Raw genomic sequence first — 21,814 nt, 5'->3', positions numbered from 1 at the left:
GCCAGCGGCCGGCACTACCGGGGATCGGAAAACGGGGTCGGATCGCAGGATCCGACCCCGTCATGTTTCACCCCACCGCCCTTGGCTTGGCCACCCGCGCAGCGAAGGTCGGCAGCACCAGCAGGGTCAGCACGGTGGCGGTGATCAACCCGCCGATCACCACCGTGGCCAGCGGCTTCTGCACCTCCGCGCCGGAACCGCTGGCAATCGCCATCGGAATGAAGCCGACGATCGCCACCAGCGCGGTGGTCAGCACCGCGCGGATGCGGCTGGACGCACCGTTGATCGCCGCCATCATCGGTAGGTCACCGGCATCCAGGCGCTCGCGGATCGCCTGCATCAGCACCAGGCCGTTCAACGTGGCCACGCCGGAGACGGCGATGAAGCCGACCGCCGCCGACACCGAGAACGGCATGCCCCGCAGCAGCAGCGCGAGAATGCCGCCGACCAGCGCCAACGGTACGCAGCTGAACACCAGCACGGCTTCCTTGCCGCTGCGCAGGGCCATGAACAGCAGGCTGCCGATCAGCAGGAACACCACCGGCACCACCGTTGCCAGCCGCTTCTCCGCGCGCTGCAGGTTCTCGAACTGGCCACCCCAGGTCAGGTAGGCGCCCGGCGGCAATGCAACATCAGCCACCGCCGCCTGTGCCTCGCCGACGAAACCGCCCAGATCGCGGCCACGCACGTTGGCCTGCACCACCACACGGCGGCTGCCGTTGTTGCGGCTGATCTGGTTGGGTCCTTCGCTCACTGTGATGCGCGCGACCGACGACAGCGGAATCACCAGGCCCGCGGGCGTGGCGATCGGCAGCGAGGCCAGCTGGTCTGGATCGTTGCGCGAGGCATCGTCCAGGCGCACCACCACGTTGAAACGACGATCGCCTTCGAAGATCTTGCCGGCGGCGGTACCACCGATGCCGGTGGCCAGCGCGTCACTTACATCGGCCGCGGTCAGGCCGTACTGCGCCGCCGCCACGTGGTCGATGGCCACGTTGAGGGTGGGAAGGCCGGAGATCTGTTCCACCCGCACGTCGGCCGCGCCGTTCACCGCACGCAGCTTCAGCGCCACCTGGTCGGCCACCTTCTGCAGCTGGCTGAAATCATCGCCGAAGATCATCACCGCCAGGTCGGTACGCACGCCGGAGATGAGCTCGTTGAAGCGCAGCTCGATCGGCTGGCTGAACTCGAAGCTGTTGCCCAGTTGCTGCCCGGCCAGCTTTTCGAAGCGTGCCACCAGTGCATCCTTGCCCAGGTTCGGATCCGGCCAGTCCTTGCGTGGCTTGAGCACGATCACGCTGTCGGAGATGTTGGTCGGCATCGGATCGATCGCCGCCTCGGCGGTACCGGTGCGCGAGAACACGGTCTCCACTTCCGGTTGCTTGGCAATCGCCTTTTCCAGCGCCAGTTGCATCGCCAGCGACTGCTCCAGCGACGTCGACGGCACGCGCAGGGCCTGCATCGCCACGTTGCCTTCGTCCAGCGTCGGCATGAACTCGCGGCCCAGCAGCGAGAACGAACCGATGCCCACCACCACCATCATCACCGCGCCTACCACCACCGTGCGCGGATGGTCCACGGCCTTGCGGATCACCGGTTCGATGCGCGCGCGCAGCACGCGGATCAGCTTGGTCTCGTGCTCGCCATCATCGGCATGCGCATCGCCGTCCTTCAGCTTCGGTTCCCGCACAAGCAGCGCGGCCATCGCCGGCACGAAGGTGAAGGAGAAGATGAAGGCACCGATCAGGGCCAGCATGAAGGTGGCCGCCATCGGGTGGAACGTCTTGCCCTCCACGCCTTCCAGGGTAAGGATCGGCGCGAACACCAGCAGGATGATCAGCTGGCCGAATGCGGCCGGGCGTGCCATCTTGCGCGCCGAATCGGCGGCCACGCGCAGGCGTTCCATCGCGGTCAACGCACGGCCCAGTTCGGCGCGGCGCTGGCCCAGCATCAGCAGCGTCGATTCGATCACGATCACCGCACCGTCCACCAGGATGCCGAAGTCCAGCGCACCCAGGCTCATCAGGTTGCCGCTGATGCCGAAGCGGTTCATGCCGATCACGGCGAACAGGAACGACAGCGGAATCACCAGCGCGGTGATCGTCGCTGCACGCAGGTTGCCCAGCAGCAGGAACAGCACCACCACCACCAGCAGCGCACCCTCGGTGAGGTTCTTGGCCACGGTCTTGATGGTGGAATTGACCAGCACGCTGCGGTCCAGCACCGGTGCTGCCACGATGTCCGCCGGCAGCGACTTGTTGACCTGTTCCAGGCGCGCCGCAGCTGCCTGCGCCACGGTGCGGCTGTTGCCGCCGGCGATCATCAGCGCGGTGCCGAGCACGGCTTCGTGGCCGTTACGGCTGGCCGCACCCAGGCGCGGTGCGCGGCTCAGGTCAACGTCGGCCACATCGGCCACGCGCACCACCACGCCATTGCGGGTGGCCACCGGGGCCTGCGCCAGATCGTCGGTGGTCAGCGCCAGGCCATCGGCACGTACCACCAGGCCTTCGCCGGCACGCTGTACGAAACCGGCACCGGCCTGCACGTTGGAACGTTGCAGGGCAGTGACCAGGTCGGCCAGGCCGAGCCCGTGCGCGGCCAGCCTTGCACTGTCCGGATGTACGCCGTATTCCTTGACGTAGCCGCCGACTGTATCGACGCCGGCCAGACCGGGGCTGGAGCGCATCTGCGGCGCGATGATCCAGTCCTGCACGGTGCGCAGGTAGGTCGCACGTTCTTCCGGCGTGCGCAGCAGGTTGCCTTCGGGCGTGCGGTAGACCTCACCGGCCTGCCAGCCGGCTTCACCCGGCTTGGCCAGCTTGGCTGGATCGAACGCGGTGAAGTCCACCGTCCACATCAGCACTTCGCCGAGGCCTGTGGTGACCGGCGACAGCATCGGCGACGCACCGTCGGGCAGGTCTTCCGATGCTTCGCGCATGCGTTCGGCCACCTGCTGGCGGGCGAAGTAGATGTCGGTGGCATCGGTGAAGATCGCGGTGACCTGCGAGAAGCCATTGCGCGACAGCGAACGGGTGGTGGTCAGGCCGGGAATGCCGGCCAGCGCGGTCTCCAGCGGGTAGGTCACCTGCCGCTCGATCTGCTCCGGCGTCAGCGCCGGTGCCACCGTGTTGATCTGCACCTGGCGGTTGGTGATGTCCGGCACCGCGTCGATCGGCAGCTTGCCCAGCTGGAACAGGCCTACCGCGGCGATCAGTGCCGCCATGAACACCACCAGCCAGCGGTGCCGAACCGCTGTTTCAATGATCAGCTTGAACATGGTCGCCTCCTCAGTGGCCGTGCTCGGCTTCGCCCTTGGCCAGTTCGGCCTTGAGCAGGAAGGCGTTGCTGCCAACGATGCGCTCGCTGCCGGTCAGCCCACCGAGGATCTCGATGCGGTCACCGGCACGGCGTCCGGCCAGGACCGGCTGCGCCTTGAAGCCGCCTTCGACGGCGATGAACACCGCACTGCTGCCATCGACGTTCTGCACCGCATCGGCCGGCACGCTGAGCGAACCATCCTGGCCTTCGGTGACCACCACGGCGGATACCGGTGAACCGGCAGGCGGCAAGGAGGCGTCCACCGGCGTGGCACGGATCACCGCGACGCCGCCCTGCTGGCGGACATCGGCGGCCGAACCGGTGACGGTGGCGGTGAAGCTGCCACCCGGCACGCTCACTTCCAGCTTCATGCCGGGCGTGACCTGCGCGGCCAGCGCTGGCGGTGCGGTGAACACCAGTTCGTTCATGTTCGGATCGGCGACGTCGGCCACCGCACTACCGGCGGCGACCACGCCGCCCGGGGTGACCTGCACGTTGCCGACGATGCCGGCCACCGGGCTGGTGATGCGCACGCGGCCACTGGCATCGGGCGCACCGTTGGCGGCGGCCTGGGCCTGCGCGGCGGCCGCCTGGGCCTGTGCCGCCAGCGAACGTGCGCGTGAGGCTTCCAGCTCCTGGCGCGCAACCACACCCTGGTCGACCAGCGCCTTGTCGCGGCCGTAGGCCAGGCGTGCGGCCTCGGCTTCGGCCGATGCGGCCAGCGCATTGGCGCGGAACACTGCCGCCTCGCCACTGACCACGATGGCCAGCGCCTGGTTCTGCTTCACCGCCGTGCCCGGTGCCACCAGCACGCGTTCGACGCGGCCGGTCACGGTCGAGGCCACCGACGCGCGTGCGCCCACCGACGGTTCAACGCGGCCGGACAGGCGCGTGGAGCCACCGCCACCACGGCCGATGGCGACCACCTCGATACCGGACGCCTTGATCTGTTCCGGGGTCAGCTGCACCACGCCTTCATCGGCGTCGGCGGGAGCCTTGGCGGTTTCCGCCTTGGCTTCCTTGCTGTCGGCAGCATGGCCGTGGCCATCGTCGGTGCCGGCCTTGGCGGTGGTCGCATCGGCCGTTTCCGGCGTCTGCGCGTTGCCGGCGCAGCCGGCCAGGAACACGGCCAGCAGGACACCGCCGATCAGCGGAAAAGTACGAGAGAGAGTCATGGGGCCTCCACAAAGGGGGCGCGTCCTTCAAGGCGCGCAAGATCGATTTCGGCGCCGACGCGCGAGAGGCGCGCGTCTACGGCGGTGCCGCGGGCGGCGATGAGGGCGCTGCGGGTGCTGCGCAGTTCCAGCTGCGAGATGCGTCCTGCGTCGAAGCCGACCCGGGCAAGCCGATAGGCCTCCTCGGCGGCGACCACGCTTTCGTCGGAGGCACGGGTGCGGCTGCCGGCCGCCTTCAATCCGGCCACGGCGGAGAGGCGCGCGGCCTCGCTGTCGCGGCGTTGCTGGTCCAGACGGGCTTCGGCCGCGCGCTGGTCGGCATTGGCGGCGCGGATGCCACCGCGGTTGCGGTCGAACAGCGGGATGCTGAGGCTGACGCCGAGGTTGTAGGCGCGCTCGCCGCCTTCGCGGAAGCGTGTCTGTGCGGCAGTGACGCTGAGGTCGGGCAGGGCGCGCTTGCGCTCAACGTCAACAAGCTTGCCTGCTGCATCGGCTTCGGCCTCGGCGATGCGCACCGCCAGCGCAGCATCGGTGGCGCCACGCGGCAGCGGCGGAGCACGGTCGAGCAGGCTGTCGTTGATCGACTGCACCGGTGCATCCAGCAGCGCGGCACCTGCCAGGCGGGCCAACGCGGCGTCGCGGAACGCCTGCGCCTCATCCAGCGCGGCGCTGGCGTTGGCCACTTCGCTCTGCGCCTGCACCGCGCGCAACTGCGGTTCGCGGCCCTGCTTGACCATCGCATTGACCGCGTTGGCGTCGTCGCGGGTGAGCGTCAGCGCTTCTTCGGCCAGGCTGTAGCGGCGCAGTGCACTTTCCGCCTGTGCATAGACCACCGCCAACTGGCTGGCCACATCGCTGCGGCTTTGGGCGCCACGCAGGTTGGCCGCCTGTGCCTCGGCGCGGGCGGCACGGACGCGCGCGCCACGCTGGCCCCATACCTCCAGGGGCTGGGACAGGGTGAGCACGGTGTCGGCCTTGCCCATGCCGCCATAGGAGCCGGTGCCCCACGCGTTCTCGGCGGAGTAGGAGAGGGAAGGATTGGGCAACGCACGGGCCTGGTCGGCACGGGCGTCGGCGGCTTCGGCCAGCGCCGCGCCGACACGGGTGCCGGGCAGCTGGTCGAGGCGTTCAAGCAGGGTGTCGTAGGAAGGGGCGGCTTGCGCCATCACCGATGCCGCCGGGGCGAGGCCCAGCAACACAGCGACGACCAGCCCGGCCGCGCGCGGCGACCGAGGTGTCAGGATCGACATAGGGGGATTCCGGTTGTGAGTGAAACGGGAGCCCGCGATTGCGGGACGCGCTCAACTCACGCCCGGGGGGGACGCGTCAATTCATCCTGGGCGACCGCATAGGTCGCCACGTCGCCGGCATTCATCCAGCGCGCCGGCAGCGGCGTACCGAAGGCGGCGAAATCGTTCGCTGGCAGGCTCAGCGTGGAGTGGTGGCAGTGGTTATGCGTGCAGGCACCGGTGTGCTTGCTGTCGCTGTCACCGCCTGCGTCGTCCGCGAGGGATTCGACATGGGCGCTGCTGGCATGCGGTTCCACCGCACACACCAGTGCGTCGGCCACCGGCACGACCACGAATGCCGCCATCAGCAGCATCATCAGGTACGTACGCAGTTGGCGGGTGATCCGGCGCATGGAGGGGAGGCTAGCAAGCGGTTTTCGCCGGATACAATATCAATGGCCACCTCGGGAATTCGTCGGAACCTCCCGTTCAGGTGGGCAGCCCGGGGGCCTTCTGCCCTGGTGGGTGCCGACCTTGGTCGGCACGCTTTTCGACCCCCGACACATTGCCGGCCAGCGGCCAGCGGCCGGCACTACCGGTCTGCAGGCAGCTTCGCGATCACCTTGATCTCGAACTGGAACCCATACAGCCAGGTCACGCCGATGCCGGTCAGGGTCGGGTGCGGCGCCTCGCCCCAATACTCGGGCACGATCGCCCATGCCTTCTCGAAGTTGGTTTCCGGATCGACCAGGAACACGGTCACGTCGACCACGTCATCGAAGCTGCAGCCGGCGGCAGCCAACACCGCATTGAGGTTGTCGAAGGCGCGGCGCACCTGCGCTTCGAAGTCCGGCTCGGGCGAGCCGTCCTCGCGGCTACCCACCTGGCCGGAGACGAACAGGAAGCCGTTGGATCGGATCGCCGGCGAGTAGCGGTTGCGCTCGTACAGGGCCTGGCGGCCGGCGGGGAAAACGACATCACGCTGTGACATGGAGAAGATCCCGTGGGAGAGGATGCCATCCTCCGCGCCAGCGCTGTCTGGATAAACGGCGATGATCGGCCTAGATTGATTGTCAATTCCAAACAATCATGACCCACCATGGACCGCTTCGAGGCGATGCGGGCGTTTGCCCGGGTAGTGGAAACCGGCAGCTTCACCCGTGCCGCGCACACCCTGCAGGTCAGCCGCACCACGGTCACCCAGCTGGTGCAGCAGCTGGAGGCGCATCTGCGGCTGCGCCTGCTCAACCGCACCACGCGCCGGGTCAGCGTCACCGCCGATGGCGCGGCCTACTACCCGCGCATCGCTCGCCTGCTGGCCGAGCTGGAAGAGGTGGAGGGCGGGCTGGGCGATGCCGCCACGCGGCCGCGTGGGCGCCTGCGCGTGGACGTGCCTGGACCCTACGCGCGGCTGCGGCTGGTGCCGGCGCTGCCGGACTTCCAGGCACGCTACCCGGAGATCCAGCTGGACATCGGCGTGAGTGACCGCGAGGTGGATGTCATCGCCGACAACGTCGATTGCGTGATTCGTGGTGGCACGCCGGCCGATCCGGCGCTGGTGGCGCGGCCGTTGGCTGCACTGCCGATCGGTTTTCATGCCAGCCCCGGCTACGTGCAGTGCTTCGGCATGCCGACCGACCCGCGCGCGCTGGAAGGCCCGGATCACCACATGGTCGGCTTCCTCAGCCCGCGCAGTGGCCGCGCCCGGGTGTTCAACGCCCAGCGTGGCGATGAGCGCATCGAGGTGCAGGGCCGCCATACGGTCGGTTTCGACGACGGCAATGCGTATCTGGCGGCTGCATTGGCAGGGCTGGGCGTGGTCGCGCTGCCCAGCTACATGGCCGATCCGCACGTGGCGCGTGGCGAGTTGATGCCGGTGTTGCAGGACTGGCAGCTGCCGCCGATGCCGATGCACGTGATGTTCCCGCCGAACCGGCACATGAGCCAGCGGTTGCGGGTGTTCATCGATTGGGTGGTGGAGGTATTGGGGTGAAATCCGCTTGTCTGCAGAGCCGAGCCCACGCTCGGCTGCTTCTGGCTGCAACGTTCAGGGCCCGCGCTTCGCGCGCCAGCCGAGCGCGGGCTCGGCTCTTTAGGGGGCTTCCTGCTGCAGGCATGCGAAAATCATCACGGCACGCAACAGGAAACATCGCTACTCATGAGTCGCATCGTCGCACTGGATACCGAAACCACCGGCATCTCCCACCGCCTGGGGCACCGGGTCATCGAAATCGGTGCCGTCGAACTGATCGATGGCCAGCTGACCGGTCGCCAGTTCCACACCTATCTGCAGCCGCAGCGCAAGGTGGACTGGGGCGCGCAGCGCGTGCACGGCATCAGCGACGCAATGCTGGTGGGCAAGCCGCTGTTCTCCAGCAAGGCCGCCGAACTGCTGGATTTCCTGCGCGGCAGCGAGATGGTCGCGCACAACGCCACCTTCGATGTGGGCTTCCTGGACAACGAGCTGCGCCTGGCCGGCATCTCCGCCAGTCTGGCCCAGCATTGCCGCATTACCTGCAGCCTGAAGCTGGCGCGTAGTCGTTGGCCCGGCATGCCCAACAAGCTGGACGACCTGCTTGTGCGCCTGCGCATCCCAAGCAACCGGGGCCTGCATGGCGCGTTGAAGGACGCGCACCTGCTTGCCCAGGTGGTTTCGCACCTGCGCTGAGCCGGCCCGGCCCGGCCCGGCTTTACAGGGGGAGCGGCCGTCGCGTCCAGCCCCAGCCTGTGGGTAACTTGCGCAAGTGCTTGAACCCGTGCATAATGCGCGGCTCGCTGTGTCCGGTTTTCTACCGGGCGGCGCCCCCGGGAGCACGTCCCCGGCCGCCCAACGCCAGCGTAACCCTTTGATTCTCTTGACGTGTGGTGGGCAACCATCGAGGCCGCCGTCTCCCGGGCTACGGGCTGACACAACTTACTATCGAGGTGCGCAATGTCCCGCGTATGCCAGGTTTCCGGCAAGCGAGTGCAGACGGGTAACAACGTCTCGCACGCCAACAACAAGACCCGTCGTCGTTTCCTGCCGAATCTGCACGAGCGCCGCTTCTGGGTTGCCAGCGAAAACCGCTGGGTGAAGCTTCGTGTTTCCGCGCATGCACTGCGCACCATCGACAAGAACGGTATCGATTCCGTTCTGGCTGAGCTGCGTGCGCGCGGCGAAAAGGTCTGAGGAGTAGACGATCATGGCAGGCAAGCGCGATAAGGTCCGTATGATTTCGACCGCTGGTACCGGTCACTTCTACACGACCGACAAGAACAAGAAGAACACCCCGGGGAAGATGGAATTCTCCAAGTACGATCCGGTCGTGCGCAAGCACGTCCCGTACAAGGAAGGCAAGATCAAGTAATCCGCAAGGATTGCTGATCGCCTCCGAAGAAACCCGCCCTTGTGGCGGGTTTTTTCATGCCCGGTATTCATGCCCGGTGTTCCCGTGGTGGGTGCCGACCGTTGGTCGGCACGCTCTTCCAACACACGGTAGGTGCCAACCTTGGTTGGCACGTTGGCGGAAGGCTGGGCAGAATGGCCCATCACCTCCCGACGGGCGACGCGATGCTGTTCGAGTGGCTGCTGGGTTCCTACCTGCTGTTGATCGACTGGCTCATCCGGCTGGTCGCGCTGTGCTGGATCCCCACCCGCACCACGCCGGGTGCGGCGCGCAGCTGGCTGCTGCTGGTCGGCTTCGTGCCGCTGCTGGGCCTGCCGCTGTACCTGCTGTTCGGCCACCCGTGGCTGTCGCGCGAGCGCATCCGCCGCCAGGCCGAGGCCTCGCAGGTCATCCGCGAGGAACAGGCGCTGCAGCATCGCCTGCGCTGGACGCCGCGGCCGGATACCGCCTGTGCCGAGATCGTACCGCTGGTGCAGCGCCAGGGCGACTTCATGCCGGTGCACGGCAACGCGGTCGACCTGCTGACCGACTACGACGAATCACTGCACACGCTGATCGCAGACATCGACCAGGCCGAAGACCGCGTGCACCTGCTGTATTACCTGATGTTTGACGACGCGGTGGGCGAGGCGGTGGTCGAGGCACTGCAGCGTGCCGCAGCACGTGGCGTGCAGTGCCGCGTGCTGCTCGACGCGGTGGGTGCCAAGCGCGGTCTGCGCGCCTATCGCAAGCGCCTGGAAGCGCGTGACATCGAGGTGCGCGCGATGCTGCCCGGCGGCCTGCGCTGGCGCCGCAGCGGACGCATGGATCTGCGCAACCACCGCAAGATCGCGGTGATCGACAACGAAGTGGCCTATGTCGGTTCGCAGAACCTGGCAGGCCCGCAGTTCGTGCCCGGCCACCCGAACCGCGAGCTGGTGGCGCGCGTGCGTGGCCCGGCGGTGGCGCATCTGGAAGCCGTGTTCGCCAGCGACTGGTACATGGAAACCGGCCAGCGCCTGGACGTGATCGCCGATGTGCCCGAATGCAGCGACGACATCGCCACCCAGCTGCTGCCCAGCGGCCCGGCATATCCCTATAGCAACGCGCGTGATGCGGTAGCGGCACTGATCCACCTGGCGCGGCGCCGGCTGGTGATGGTCACGCCGTACTTCGTGCCGGACGAAGCCACGCTGAGCGCACTGCGCATTGCGGCCTTGTCCGGCGTGCAGGTGCAGCTGATCCTGTCGGCCAGCAACAACCAGCGGCTGACCTCGTGGGCGCAGGAGGCGTACTACGACGAGCTGCTGCGCAGTGGCGTGCGCATCGCCCTGTACGAACCGCAGTTCCTGCACGCCAAGCACATGAGCGTGGACGAGGACATCGCCGTGCTCGGCTCGATCAACATGGATATCCGCTCGTTCGCGCTGAACGCCGAAATCGGCCTGATCTGCTACGACCGCGCGCTGGTGAAGCAGTTGTGCGAGATCGAGGATGGCTATCTGCGCGAATCGCGGCAGCTGGACCTGCAGCAGTGGCGCAGCCGCCCCACGTGGCGGCGCAGCCGCGAGGGCATCGCACGCTTGGCAGATGCGTTGATGTAAGGCAATGCCGGCCGCCCATTTCGGCAATCCGGCCTGTCATCGCCGATGGCCTACAATCGGCACATGACTGATTCACCGCGTAATGGCGAACTGGACCTGGCAATCATCGGTGGTGGTGCGGCCGGGGTGCTGGTGGCGATCCAGGTATTGCGCCAGGCCCACGCGCCGCTGGCGCTGGCCATTATCGAACCGGCCTCGCAGCTGGCCCAGGGCATCGCCTATGCCACGCCATGGCCGGAGCATCTGCTGAACGTGCCGGCGGCGAAGATGAGTGCATTTGCCGACCAACCCGGTGATTTCCTCGATTACCTGATGGCTGCCAACGCCTACCCGGGCGAGGCGCGCGAGGTGCTGGGCGAGCGCTATGTGTGCCGCCACTTCTTTGCCGCCTACCTGCAGCAGCGGCTGCAGGAAGCTGCCGCAGCCAGCCCCGCGCAGCTGCAGGTGATCGCGCAGCCGGTGCTGGGCCTGCAGCCGGATGACCATGGTTACCGGCTGCAGCTGGGTGATGGCGCTGCGCTGCACGCCGCGCAGGCGGTACTGGCCCTCGGCAACAGCATGCGTCCGCTGCCTGTGGCCGGCGCCGAGGCGCTGCCTGCCGATGACGTGATCGAGGCCTGGGACTACGACGGCGTACGCACCCTGGCCGGGGAGCAGACTGTCGCCATTGTCGGGTCCGGCCTGAGCATGGCCGACACCGTGCTGGCGCTGGTCGCTGCCGGCCACACTGGCCCGCTGCATGTGATCTCGCGCCATGGCCTGCTGCCGTTGCCGCATGCGCACGGGGGTCTGCCCACGTTTGATCCGACTACGTTGCTGCCGATGAACCTGCGCCAGCGCCTGCGCGCATTGCGCGGGTTCGCACGCCAAGCCCAAGCCGACGGCCTGCCGTGGCAGGGTGTGATGGACCGCATCCGCCCACACGGCCAGGCGCTGTGGTGCAGCCTTGATGAGGCCGACCAGCGTCGCTTCCTGCGCCATGTGGTGCGCTATTGGGACGTGCATCGCCACCGCATCGCCGAAGAGGTCGATGAACAGCTGCAGTCCCTGCAGGACAGCGGCCAGCTGCATATCCACCGGTCCCGCCTGCAACGTGTCTGGCGCGAAGGCGATGCACTGCAGCTGTCCGGCCGCGATGCCACTGGCAACGAGCAGCAGTGGACGATTGGCGGAGTGATCAACGCCACCGGCGTGGAAACCCGCGCCAGCGCACTGCGTAATCCGTTGCTGCAGCAGCTGCAGGCCGACGGCATGGCACGCCCCGGCCCACATGGGCTCGGCCTGGACAGCACGGTGCCGGGCGACCGCCTGCGTGCCGCTGGTGGACAGCCGCAGGCGCGGCTGGGCGTGCTCGGCAGCCTGCGCATCGGCAGCCTGTGGGAAAGCCTGGCGGTGCCTGAACTGCGTCAGCAGGCACACGCACTTGCAACCCAGGTGGTCGCAGGAGCCGCGACGGCGATGCCGTAAAATGGGGGGCATGGATGTCTCCCACCTGCTTGATGGCCTGAACCCGGCCCAGCGCGAAGCCGTCTCCGCTCCCCCCGGCCACCACCTGGTGCTGGCCGGTGCCGGTTCCGGCAAGACCCGCGTACTTACCCACCGCATCGCCTGGCTGCATGAAGTCGATGGCGTGCCGACCCACGGCATCTTCGCGGTGACCTTCACCAACAAGGCGGCCGGCGAAATGCGCCACCGCATCGACGCACAGTTGCCCAACGGCAGCCGCGGCATGTGGATCGGCACCTTCCACGGCCTGGCCAACCGCCTGCTGCGCCTGCACTGGCAGGACGCGAAGCTGCCGGAAGGCTTCCAGGTGATGGATTCGGACGACCAGCTGCGGCTGGTCAAGCGCGTGGTGCAGGCGCTGGAACTGGATGACGGCAAGTACCCGGCCAAGCAGATCGCGTGGTGGATCAACGCGCAGAAGGACGAAGGCCGCCGCCCACAGCACATCCAGCCGGAACCGCACGATGCATGGCTGGAAACCATGCGTCAGACCTACATCGAGTACCAGGCGCGTTGCGACCGCGCCGGCCTGGTCGACTTCGCTGAACTACTGCTGCGCGCGCACGAACTGCTGCGTGACAACCCGGCGTTGCTGTCGCACTACCGCGCGCGCTTCCGCGAGATCCTGGTGGACGAGTTCCAGGACACCAACGCCATCCAGTACGCCTTCGTGCGCGTGCTGGCCGGCGATTCCGGCCACGTGTTCGTGGTCGGCGACGATGACCAGGCCATCTACGGCTGGCGCGGTGCCAAGGTCGAGAACGTACAGGGCTTCCTGCGCGATTTCCCAGGCGCGCAGACCATCCGCCTGGAACAGAACTACCGCTCCACCGCCAACATCCTCGGCGCCGCCAACGCGGTGATCGCGCACAACCCGGACCGCATCGGCAAGGAACTGTGGACCGACAGCGGCGACGGCGAGCCGATCGACCTGTACGCGGCGTACAACGAGATGGACGAAGCACGCTACATCGTCGAGCGTGCCCGCCAATGGGTGCGCGATGGTGGCAGCTACACTGAAGTGGCCGTGCTCTACCGCAGCAACGCGCAGTCGCGCGCGCTGGAAGAAGCACTGCTGAGCGAGCAGGTTCCGTACCGCGTGTATGGCGGCATGCGCTTCTTCGAGCGTGCCGAAATCAAGGACGCGCTGGCCTACCTGCGCCTGCTGTCCAACCGCAACGATGACGCCGCCTTCGAACGCGCGGTCAACACGCCCACCCGTGGCATCGGCGACCGTACGCTGGACGAAGTGCGCCGCGAGGCGCGCGCGCAGGGTATCTCGCTGTGGGAAGCGACCATGCTGGTCACCCAGGGCAGCGCGCTGGCCGCACGCGCGCGCAACGCGCTGGCCGGCTTCCTGGTGCTGGTCAACGAGCTGCAGGCGCAGACCCTGCACATGACCTTGGCCGAGCGCGTGGACCACGTGCTGGCCCGCTCGCAGCTGCGCGAGCACTGGAGCAAGGAAAGCCGCAACGCGCTGGATTCGGAATCGCGCACCGACAACCTCGACGAACTGGTTTCGGTGGCCTCGCGCTTCGTGCGCCGCGCCGACGATATCGAGGAAGTGGGCGAGGACATGGACGAGCTGGTCGCGTTCCTGGCCTATGCCGCGCTGGAGGCCGGTGAGGGCCAGGCGCAGGCCGGCGAGGAAGGCGTGCAGCTGATGACCCTGCACTCGGCCAAGGGCCTGGAATTCCCGCTGGTGTTCCTGGCCGGCCTGGAAGAAGGCCTGTTCCCCAGCGCACGTTCGCTGGAGGAAAGCGGGCGGCTGGAAGAAGAGCGCCGCCTGGCCTACGTGGGCATCACCCGCGCGCGCCAGAAGCTGGTGCTGAGCTACGCCGAGTCGCGCCGCATCCACGGCCAGGACAACTACAGTCTGCCGTCGCGCTTCCTGCGCGAGATTCCGCGCGAGCTGCTGCACGAAGTGCGCCCGAAGGTGCAGGTCTCGCGGCCGGCCTCGATGGGCGCGAGCCGGGTAATGGGCCATGCCTCGATCGAGGCGCCGCCGCTGAAGCTCGGCGCGTTGGTCACCCATCCCAAGTTCGGCGAAGGCATGGTGACCGACTACGAAGGCAACGGCGCCCACGCCCGCGTGCAGGTCGAGTTCGCCGACGCCGGCAGCAAGTGGCTGGTGATGGCCTACGCCAACCTGACGGTGATCTGATCACTGCCGGGGTCGGATCCCTCCCGCGGGGAGGGCTCTGACGCCATTGCGGGAAAACCCAGCCGAGCATGGGCTCGGCTCTACAGCAATCGCGGCCTCCGTTGGAAAAGGGATCCGACCCCGATACGCTGCGCTCATGACCCGCAACGTGCTCTTCCTCTGCAGTCAGAACCGCCTGCGCAGCCCGACGGCCGAGCAGGTGTTTGCCGATTGGCCGGGCATCGAAACAGCCTCGGCCGGGCTGCTGGCCGACGCCGAGGAAGTGCTCAGCCCCGAGCTGCTGCAGTGGGCCGACCTGGTGTTCGTGATGGAGAAGACCCACCGCAATCGGCTGTCCAGCCGCTATAAGGCAGGGCTGAAGGGCAAGCGGGTGATCTGCCTGGATATCCCGGATGACTACGACTACATGGACCCGGTGCTGGTGGAGTTGCTCAAGCGCAAGGTGGCGCCGTTCCTGCGTTGACGGGCTGTTGTGGAGCCGAGCCCATGCTCGGCTGCTTCTGGTGGGAAAGAGCAGCCGGGCATGGGCTCGGCTCTACAATAGGCGGCACTTCTTCCAGGAACGCCCCGATGACCGAACCCACGCTGCACGTCACCGTGAAGTTGAACGCCAAGCTGCAGCCCGAGCATCGCCATGAGCTGTTCGAGGATCCGCTCGATGCGCTGCTGCAGGCGGCCGAGGTCGGCGGGATCACCGGCGGTGGCACCGCGATGTCCGACGAGGGCGAAGTCGAGTACGGCGATATCGAAGTGGCGCTGGTGGACGCTGCGGGCGTGCCGAAGCTGATCGACCTGCTGGAGCAGCTGGGCGCGCCGAAGGGCTCGCAGCTGCAGGGTGCGGGTGAGGCTGATCGCAGCTTCGGCGTGACCGAGGGCCTGGGCATCTACCTGGATGGCCTGACCCTGCCGGACGAGGTCTACGAGCAGTGCGATTCCAACCACGTGTTTGAGCAGCTGTCCGAGCGCATCGATGGCCTGGGCGAGATCTGCAGCTGGTGGCAGGGCCCGACGGAGACCGCGCTGTACATGTACGGCGAATCGTTCGAGGCGATGCGTGATGCGGTCGCTGAATTCGTCGGCAGTTATCCGTTGTGCCAGAACGCGCGCGTGGTGCAGATCGCCTGAGGGCAGGCTTGATGTAGAGCCGAAGGTAGCGGCAGGAGCCGCTGCCGACGTCTCCTGCGACAGCCCGTGGGGGTAACGGTCAGGACGACCGGCATAACCCATGCTCGGCTCTACAGAAACAGAAGAGGGGCGTGTTATTTGCCCGCTGCTTGGCGGGCATTGTCACGCAAGGCCATATCCTTGCCGACCTGGTAGCCGCCGAAAAGCACCGCCAAGGCGACGATCACGGCGACCAGGATGGATTTCTGTGAACTCCAGACGGGCGGCTTGTTGTCCTGCATGTCGGTCGTCCTTGGGCGCGGCGGTGCGCCGCCCACCCAGCTTGCGCTGCAGTGTCCGGGTACGCAAGCCGGCGGTGCGCACACGCCGCTGCGCGGCGCCGGATTGATCCTGCTCAAGGCGCGCCCTGCACATCCGGTGTGCAATGGTGTTGTTCCCATCTGGCAGACCGCCACGGAGCCCCACCATGTACAAGCGCATCCTGATTGCCACCGACGGATCCGAGCTGGCCGACAAGGGCCTGGCCAAGGGTCTGGAGCTGGCCAAGGACCTCAATGCCGAGGTCGATATCGTGACCGTTTCCGAGCCGTGGGCCGTCGGTATGTACGACGCCATGGGCTGGAGCGTGGGCTACATGAACAGCCCCGAGTACAAGGCCGACCGCGAGGAAGGCGCACAGAAGGTGCTGCAGCCGGCGCTGGCCAAGGCGGCCGAGCAGGGCATCACCGCCAACCCGGTGCACGTATTGGACCGCTACGCGGCTGACGGCATCATCGAGACGGCGGGTGAGCGCAACAGCGACCTGATCGTGATGACCTCGCATGGCCGCCGTGGCGTGACCCGTGTGCTGCTGGGCAGCCAGACCGCCGAAGTGCTGGCACGCAGCACGCTGCCGGTGCTGGTCATCCGCTGATACAAGCGTTCCCGGGGAGGGGACCCGACGCCGGCCGCAGGATGCGCGCCGGCGTCATCTTTTGTGGGCCGTGGCGATTGCCTTGTTGGGGTCGGATCCCTTTCCGCAGGAAAGGGCTCTGCCCCCCCGGCCACATCACCAGCTGTACAGCTTCCAGTACACCGGCGACACGCCGTCCTTGTCGTTGTCGAAACGGCCATCGCCGTTCTTGTCGTACATGTAGAACGGTGCGCCGCGCGACGGGGTCACCTTGACCATGCGCAGCTGGCCGGACACGCGGTATTCCTCGATGGTGTCGCCGTTGTCCATGGTGCGCTTGGAAATGTCCGCGCCCTTGACGTCCACCGGGGGAGCGCCGGCATCACCCATGCTGGCGCAGCCAGCAAGCAGGAGCACGGAAGCCAGCATCAGGGTCTTCATCGGCGGGGGCCTTTGCCTGGAAAGAGCCTTGATTATGCCCCATCGCCGGGGCTGTGCCGTGTCGTCGCAGTGCAGGCACGGGCGCGTAGAATCGACCCATGAGCAGATTAGTCCTGATCGACGGGTCCAGTTACCTGTACCGCGCGTTCCACGCGCTGCCGCCCCTGTCCAATGCACAGGGCGAACCCACCGGCGCGCTGTTCGGCGTGGTCAACATGCTGCGCTCGACGCTGAAGGAGCGCCCGGCCTACGTGGCGTTCGTGGTCGATGCGCCCGGCAAGACCTTCCGCGATGACCTGTACGAGCAGTACAAGGCCAACCGCCCGCCGATGCCCGACGAGCTGCGCAGCCAGGTTGAACCGATGTGCCGCATCGTTGAAGCGCTGGGCATCAGCATTCTGCGCATCCCCGGCGTGGAAGCCGACGATGTGATCGGCACGCTGGCCCTGCAGGGCGTGGCGCAGGACCTGAAGGTGACCATTTCCACCGGCGACAAGGACTTCGCCCAGCTGGTGCGGCCAGGCATCGAACTGGTCAACACCATGACCGGCAGCCGCATGGATTCCGATGCCGCGGTGATGGAGAAGTTCGGCGTGCGCGCCGACCAGATCGTCGACCTGCTGGCGTTGATGGGCGACACCGTCGACAACGTGCCGGGCGTGGAGAAGTGCGGGCCGAAGACCGCCGCCAAGTGGCTGGCCGAGTACCAGCACCTGGATGGGGTGATGGCGGCCGCGCCGACCATGAAGGGCAAGATCGGCGAGAACCTGCGCGCGGCGCTGGAGCGCCTGCCGCTGAACCGCGAACTGGTGACCATCCGCACCGACGTCGAGCTGGACGCCCGCCCGACCACGCTTGCCCTGCGCGAGCAGGACGTGCCGGAGCTGACCGAGCTGTATGCGCGCTATGGCTTCACCCAGGCGCTGAAGGAGCTGGGTGCGCCGCTGCCGGCGCCGACGGCCGCCAGCGAAGCAACGCCGAGCCTGCGTGGCACCGCCGCCGGGTTCGCCCGTGGCAGCGCCGAGGCACCGGCCGCCGGCACGCTGGATCCGGCCCTGGCCGCGCCGGGTGAATACGAGACCGTGCTGACCGCCGAGCAGCTGCAGGCCTGGGTCGAGCGCCTGCAGCAGGCGGACCTGATCAGTTTCGATACCGAAACCGATGCGCTGGACGCGATGCGTGCGCGCCTGGTGGGTATCAGCCTGGCGGTCGAGCCGGGCAAGGCCGCCTACATTCCGGTCGGCCACGATTACCCGGGTGCGCCGGCCCAGCTGCCGATGCAGCAGGTGCTGGATGCGCTGCGCCCGGTGCTGCAGGACCCGGCGAAGAAGAAGCTGGGGCAGCACGGCAAGTACGACCTGCATGTGCTGCGCCGCCACGGCGTGCACGTGCAGGGCTACCACCACGACACCATGCTCGAGAGCTTCGTGCTCAATTCCACCGCCACCCGCCACGACATGGATTCGCTGGCCCTGCGTTATCTGGGCTACAACACCATCAAGTTCGAGGACGTGGCCGGCAAGGGCGCCAAGCAGATTCCGTTCTCGCAGGTGGGCATCGACGAAGCCAGCCGCTATGCGGCCGAGGACGCCGACATCACCCTGCGCCTGCACCGCGCGCTGCAACCGCAGTTGCTGGCCGAGCCGGCGCTGGACAGCGTGTACCGCGACATCGAGATGCCGCTGGTGCCGGTGCTGACGAGCATCGAAGCCAATGGCGTGCGGATCGATACCGTCGAGCTGCGCCGGCAGAGCCAGGACCTGTCCTCGCGCATGCTGGCCGCGCAGCAGAAAGCCACCGAACTGGCCGGGCGCAGCTTCAACCTGGATTCGCCCAAGCAGTTGCAGGCGGTGCTGTTCGATGAGCTGAAGCTTCCGGCGGTGGTGAAGACCCCGAAGGGCCAGCCCAGCACCAACGAAGAGGCACTGGAGGCGATTGCCGACCAGCACGAGCTGCCGCGGGTGATCCTGGAGTATCGCGGGCTGGCCAAGCTGCGCAGCACCTACACCGACAAGCTGCCGGAGATGGTCAACCCGGATACCGGCCGCGTGCATACCAGCTACCACCAGTCCGGTGCCGCTACCGGCCGCCTGTCCTCATCGGACCCGAACCTGCAGAACATCCCGATCCGCACCGAGGATGGCCGCCGCATCCGACGCGCATTCATCGCTCCGGAGGGCTTCCAGCTGCTGGCGGCCGACTACTCGCAGATCGAGCTGCGGATCATGGCTCACCTGTCCGAGGACCCGGGCCTGGTGCGTGCCTTCGAGCAGGGCGCCGACGTGCACCGTGCCACCGCTGCCGAGGTGTTCGGGCGTACGCTGGAGGAAGTGACCCCGAACGAGCGCCGCGCTGCCAAGGCGATCAACTTCGGCCTGATGTACGGCATGAGCGCCTTCGGCCTGGCCCGCAACCTGGGCATCGACCGTGGCCAAGCGCAGGATTACGTGGCGCTGTACTTCAGCCGCTACCCGGGCGTGCGAGACTTCATGGAGCGGATGCGCCAGCAGGCCCGGGACCAGGGCTATGTGGAGACCCTGTTTGGCCGCCGCCTGTACCTGAACGACATTCATGCACGTAACCAGGGCCTGCGCGCCGGTGCCGAGCGTGCCGCGATCAACGCACCGATGCAGGGCACCGCCGCCGACATCATCAAGCGCGCGATGGTGGACGTGGACCAGTGGCTGCGTGACAGCGGCGCGCCGGCAAGGATGATCCTGCAGGTGCACGATGAACTGGTGTTCGAAACCGAAAGCAGTTTCGTTGAAGAGTTGCGTTTGCAGGTGGTCGAGCGCATGTCGCAAGCGGCCAAACTGCGGGTGCCGCTGGTGGTCGATACCGGCATCGGCAACAACTGGGACGAAGCGCACTGAAGGTGTTTCAGGCCGAAAACGACGTGAATTCGTTCATTCGTCAGAGGTTTCTGACTCGATCATGAATGTTGCCCTGATGGAGGTTCATTAAATTGGGCCCCTTCACGAACCGTTAGTGTTCGGAGTGCTTCTATAACTCTCGACAGGCGCAACGCCTGTTGTGGATCTCTCCCATCCCCTGGAGCAGATCTCGGAACGGGGACTCCTCCCCAAGTGCCCGTTCCCCGGCCCCGTTGACCTCCCCCTGGTCAGCGGGGCTTTTTATTTGTGCCGTTGCCAGATGCCGTGGCCTGCGCCACGCTGGGCCACCGCTCCGCAGGGGAAGACAATGCCCGACCTGTTCGCACTGGCCATGCCGTGGTGGGAGTTCATCCTGCGCGCGGTGGTGGTCTATGTCGTGGTGCTGGGCATGGTCCGGCTCAGCGGCAAGCGCCCGCTGGGGCAGATCACCCCGTTCGACGTACTGCTGGTGGTGCTGCTGGGCAACGCGGTGCAGAACGCGCTGCTGGGTACCGATACCTCGCTGGGCGGCGGCCTGCTGCTGGCGGCGACCCTGATCCTGCTCAACTACGGCGTAGGCTGGGTGAGTACCCGCAGCCGGCGGATCGAGCGCCTGGTTGAAGGAGAACCGGTGGTGATCGCACGCGATGGGCATCTGTTCGAAGCCGTTCTGCGCCGTGAGCAGGTCACCCGTGCCGATTTCGAGGCCGCCATGCGCCAGCAGGGCTGCCTGGGCGTGGAGGATGTGGAGCTGGCCCTGCTGGAGATCAACGGGCACATCACCATCATCCCCAGGAAGAGCACCTGACCCTGTAGAACCGAGCCTGTGCTCGGCTCCGCTTGCTCATCAGCCGAGCATCGGCCCGGCTCTACCTCTGGTCAGGGGGCGCAGTGGGCGTTGCCCGCGGTCGCCTCGCGCTGGTAGTACGCGAAGCGATTGCCGCTGTCGATGCCCACCAGGTTGCCGTTCTGCAGCAGCTGCAGCACGAAGTCGCTGCCGACATCGCGGTGCAGTACGATCCGGCCGTCGCGCAGGCTCGCGCGCAGGCGCACGTCGTCACCGCCGACTTTCACGACGCCGCCGTCGAGGAAACGCAGCTGCGACAGTACGCTGCGTTCGGCGACAAAGCTGCCGCAGGGCAGGGTGATGGCGGCAATCGGCGTGAGTGCCGATGCGGTCGCACCGGCAAGCGCAGCGAGGCCCTTGGCCGGTGCGCAGGACGGGGCATCGGTGCGCTGTGCACAGGCCAGTTGCAATGCATCGCGCGCCTGCTGCAGGCGCCCACTGCTCCACAGGGACTCGGCCGCCTCCTCACAGAACGTCTCGCCGTGCTGCTCGCGGCAAAGGCCAGCCAGCTCATCCAGCTGCGCCGGCGGCAAGGGTGCATCGACCGAATGCCGCAGGCCCAGCAGTGTCTCTCCCATCATCTGCGAGGCGACCTTCCTGGCCGTCGCCATGCAACCTTCGGCATCGAAGGACGGTGATTCTTCCTTGCATATCTCAGGCATCGGCGGGTCCGCCACCTTCGGCGCCGCTGCATTGGCCTGTTCCTGGTAAGTCTCCAGCAGCTGCGTGCAGGCGGCGCCTACGCCTTCGGCACACCAGGCGTGCAGCTTCACCGGTGCGGCCTCCGGCAGCGCCTCCAGGCACTCGGAGGTGTTCATCACGCAACCATCTTCGATGGGCTCGGGCATCGTCCTGCAGGCGGCGGCGTGCTCACGGGTGAACTCACGATAGGGCGTGTTGATCGTGCGGTCGCTGTCCGAAAAGAACCAGTTTTCCAGGCGTCCCGTGGACAGGTTGCCGGTGCCGAGCACGTCTTCCTGGCGGGCGATGCGCAGTTCCTCGGTGGCCTGGTAGGGGCCGGACAGGAAGGCGTGGCCTTCGCTCTCGATGGTCAGCGTGATATTGCCGCCGCTGTCCTTGTAGGTGCCGCAGGCCATCGATTGCGCGGCCGCCGGCAGGCTGGCCGAGGCCAGCGCGAGCAACAGCAGGGAGCGCCAGCCCGCAGCGCGGGGACGAAGGGGAACAGCAGCAGGCATGACGTCATCCTTGAAGAAGAAAAAACACGATCCGCCGATACAGGACGGACCAGGCAGGGGAAAGCACCACGCCTCAGGC

20 protein-coding genes are annotated in these 21,814 nt (G+C 67.2%); 12 read left to right on the top strand and 8 right to left on the bottom strand.

Annotation, left to right across the window (positions count from 1 at the left end; all coding sequences use genetic code 11):
• Positions 1-67: 67 nt before the first annotated feature.
• The 5 genes from ACZK2G_RS21425 to ACZK2G_RS21405 all read right to left on the bottom strand — a co-directional run bounded on the left by ACZK2G_RS21425 (position 68) and on the right by ACZK2G_RS21405 (position 6,713).
• On the bottom strand, positions 68-3,277 hold the full coding sequence (locus ACZK2G_RS21425; protein WP_478474315.1) for an efflux RND transporter permease subunit: 3,210 nt from the start codon (positions 3,275-3,277) through the stop codon (positions 68-70).
• A gap of 10 nt (positions 3,278-3,287) precedes the next feature.
• The gene (locus ACZK2G_RS21420) at positions 3,288-4,493 is read right to left on the bottom strand and encodes an efflux RND transporter periplasmic adaptor subunit (RefSeq protein WP_478474314.1); all 1,206 of its coding nucleotides are present in this window, start codon (positions 4,491-4,493) and stop codon (positions 3,288-3,290) included.
• Entirely contained in the window at positions 4,490-5,743 is a 1,254-nt protein-coding gene (locus ACZK2G_RS21415; protein ID WP_046983448.1) for a TolC family protein, read from the bottom strand. Before ACZK2G_RS21415 ends, ACZK2G_RS21420 begins: the two co-directional genes overlap by 4 nt.
• Positions 5,744-5,799: 56 nt before the next feature.
• Entirely contained in the window at positions 5,800-6,135 is a 336-nt protein-coding gene (locus ACZK2G_RS21410; protein ID WP_006402574.1) for a hypothetical protein, read from the bottom strand.
• 179 nt (positions 6,136-6,314) lie between these two features.
• Positions 6,315-6,713 (bottom strand): RidA family protein, encoded by a 399-nt coding sequence (locus ACZK2G_RS21405; protein ID WP_308517612.1) that lies wholly within the window; start codon positions 6,711-6,713, stop codon positions 6,315-6,317.
• Between the two features lie 108 nt (positions 6,714-6,821).
• Here ACZK2G_RS21405 and ACZK2G_RS21400 point away from each other — a divergent pair, with 108 nt between their 5' ends.
• The 9 genes from ACZK2G_RS21400 to ACZK2G_RS21360 all read left to right on the top strand — a co-directional run bounded on the left by ACZK2G_RS21400 (position 6,822) and on the right by ACZK2G_RS21360 (position 15,486).
• Positions 6,822-7,715 carry a LysR family transcriptional regulator gene (locus tag ACZK2G_RS21400; protein WP_478474312.1) on the top strand — a complete coding sequence of 298 codons (894 nt, stop codon included), beginning with the start codon at positions 6,822-6,824 and terminating at the stop codon, positions 7,713-7,715.
• Positions 7,716-7,880: 165 nt separating this feature from the next.
• Entirely contained in the window at positions 7,881-8,390 is a 510-nt protein-coding gene (dnaQ, locus tag ACZK2G_RS21395; RefSeq protein ID WP_136639428.1) for a DNA polymerase III subunit epsilon, read from the top strand.
• 264 nt (positions 8,391-8,654) lie between these two features.
• Complete coding sequence (rpmB, locus tag ACZK2G_RS21390; RefSeq protein ID WP_005411638.1) at positions 8,655-8,891, top strand: 50S ribosomal protein L28; 237 nt, start codon at positions 8,655-8,657, stop codon at positions 8,889-8,891.
• A 10-nt stretch (positions 8,892-8,901) separates the two neighbouring features.
• A complete protein-coding gene (gene rpmG / locus ACZK2G_RS21385; protein WP_170272460.1) occupies positions 8,902-9,069 on the top strand; it encodes a 50S ribosomal protein L33 in 168 nt (55 codons plus the stop codon).
• A gap of 203 nt (positions 9,070-9,272) precedes the next feature.
• On the top strand, positions 9,273-10,691 hold the full coding sequence (gene cls, locus ACZK2G_RS21380; RefSeq protein ID WP_478475611.1) for a cardiolipin synthase: 1,419 nt from the start codon (positions 9,273-9,275) through the stop codon (positions 10,689-10,691).
• Between the two features lie 45 nt (positions 10,692-10,736).
• A complete protein-coding gene (locus ACZK2G_RS21375; RefSeq protein ID WP_478474311.1) occupies positions 10,737-12,158 on the top strand; it encodes an FAD/NAD(P)-binding protein in 1,422 nt (473 codons plus the stop codon).
• 10 nt (positions 12,159-12,168) lie between these two features.
• The gene (gene uvrD, locus ACZK2G_RS21370; protein WP_478474309.1) at positions 12,169-14,361 is read left to right on the top strand and encodes a DNA helicase II; all 2,193 of its coding nucleotides are present in this window, start codon (positions 12,169-12,171) and stop codon (positions 14,359-14,361) included.
• 136 nt (positions 14,362-14,497) lie between these two features.
• A complete protein-coding gene (locus tag ACZK2G_RS21365; RefSeq protein WP_046983454.1) occupies positions 14,498-14,824 on the top strand; it encodes a low molecular weight protein tyrosine phosphatase family protein in 327 nt (108 codons plus the stop codon).
• 107 nt (positions 14,825-14,931) lie between these two features.
• Positions 14,932-15,486 (top strand): hypothetical protein, encoded by a 555-nt coding sequence (locus ACZK2G_RS21360; protein ID WP_337302388.1) that lies wholly within the window; start codon positions 14,932-14,934, stop codon positions 15,484-15,486.
• A gap of 134 nt (positions 15,487-15,620) precedes the next feature.
• On the opposite strand, the gene ACZK2G_RS21355 is transcribed toward ACZK2G_RS21360, so the two are convergent.
• Positions 15,621-15,767 (bottom strand): hypothetical protein, encoded by a 147-nt coding sequence (locus ACZK2G_RS21355; protein ID WP_253078564.1) that lies wholly within the window; start codon positions 15,765-15,767, stop codon positions 15,621-15,623.
• 185 nt (positions 15,768-15,952) lie between these two features.
• On the opposite strand from ACZK2G_RS21355, the gene ACZK2G_RS21350 reads away from it, so the two are divergent.
• Positions 15,953-16,399 (top strand): universal stress protein, encoded by a 447-nt coding sequence (locus ACZK2G_RS21350; protein ID WP_005411629.1) that lies wholly within the window; start codon positions 15,953-15,955, stop codon positions 16,397-16,399.
• A 135-nt stretch (positions 16,400-16,534) separates the two neighbouring features.
• Here ACZK2G_RS21350 and ACZK2G_RS21345 read toward each other — a convergent pair whose 3' ends face one another.
• The gene (locus ACZK2G_RS21345; protein ID WP_478474307.1) at positions 16,535-16,819 is read right to left on the bottom strand and encodes a DUF2782 domain-containing protein; all 285 of its coding nucleotides are present in this window, start codon (positions 16,817-16,819) and stop codon (positions 16,535-16,537) included.
• A gap of 98 nt (positions 16,820-16,917) precedes the next feature.
• Between ACZK2G_RS21345 and polA the strand changes: the two genes are divergently transcribed.
• Complete coding sequence (gene polA / locus ACZK2G_RS21340) at positions 16,918-19,692, top strand: DNA polymerase I (protein WP_046983457.1); 2,775 nt, start codon at positions 16,918-16,920, stop codon at positions 19,690-19,692.
• 328 nt (positions 19,693-20,020) lie between these two features.
• On the top strand, positions 20,021-20,500 hold the full coding sequence (locus tag ACZK2G_RS21335; RefSeq protein ID WP_046983458.1) for a DUF421 domain-containing protein: 480 nt from the start codon (positions 20,021-20,023) through the stop codon (positions 20,498-20,500).
• A 71-nt stretch (positions 20,501-20,571) separates the two neighbouring features.
• On the opposite strand, the gene ACZK2G_RS21330 is transcribed toward ACZK2G_RS21335, so the two are convergent.
• On the bottom strand, positions 20,572-21,735 hold the full coding sequence (locus ACZK2G_RS21330; protein WP_337302387.1) for a hypothetical protein: 1,164 nt from the start codon (positions 21,733-21,735) through the stop codon (positions 20,572-20,574).
• Between the last annotated feature and the right edge of the window lie 79 nt (positions 21,736-21,814).

This window comes from Stenotrophomonas sp. 107298_Sma (assembly GCF_056480345.1).
The sequence above is the reverse complement of the archived record's forward strand: the minus strand, read 5'-3'. Positions and strand labels throughout refer to the sequence as shown.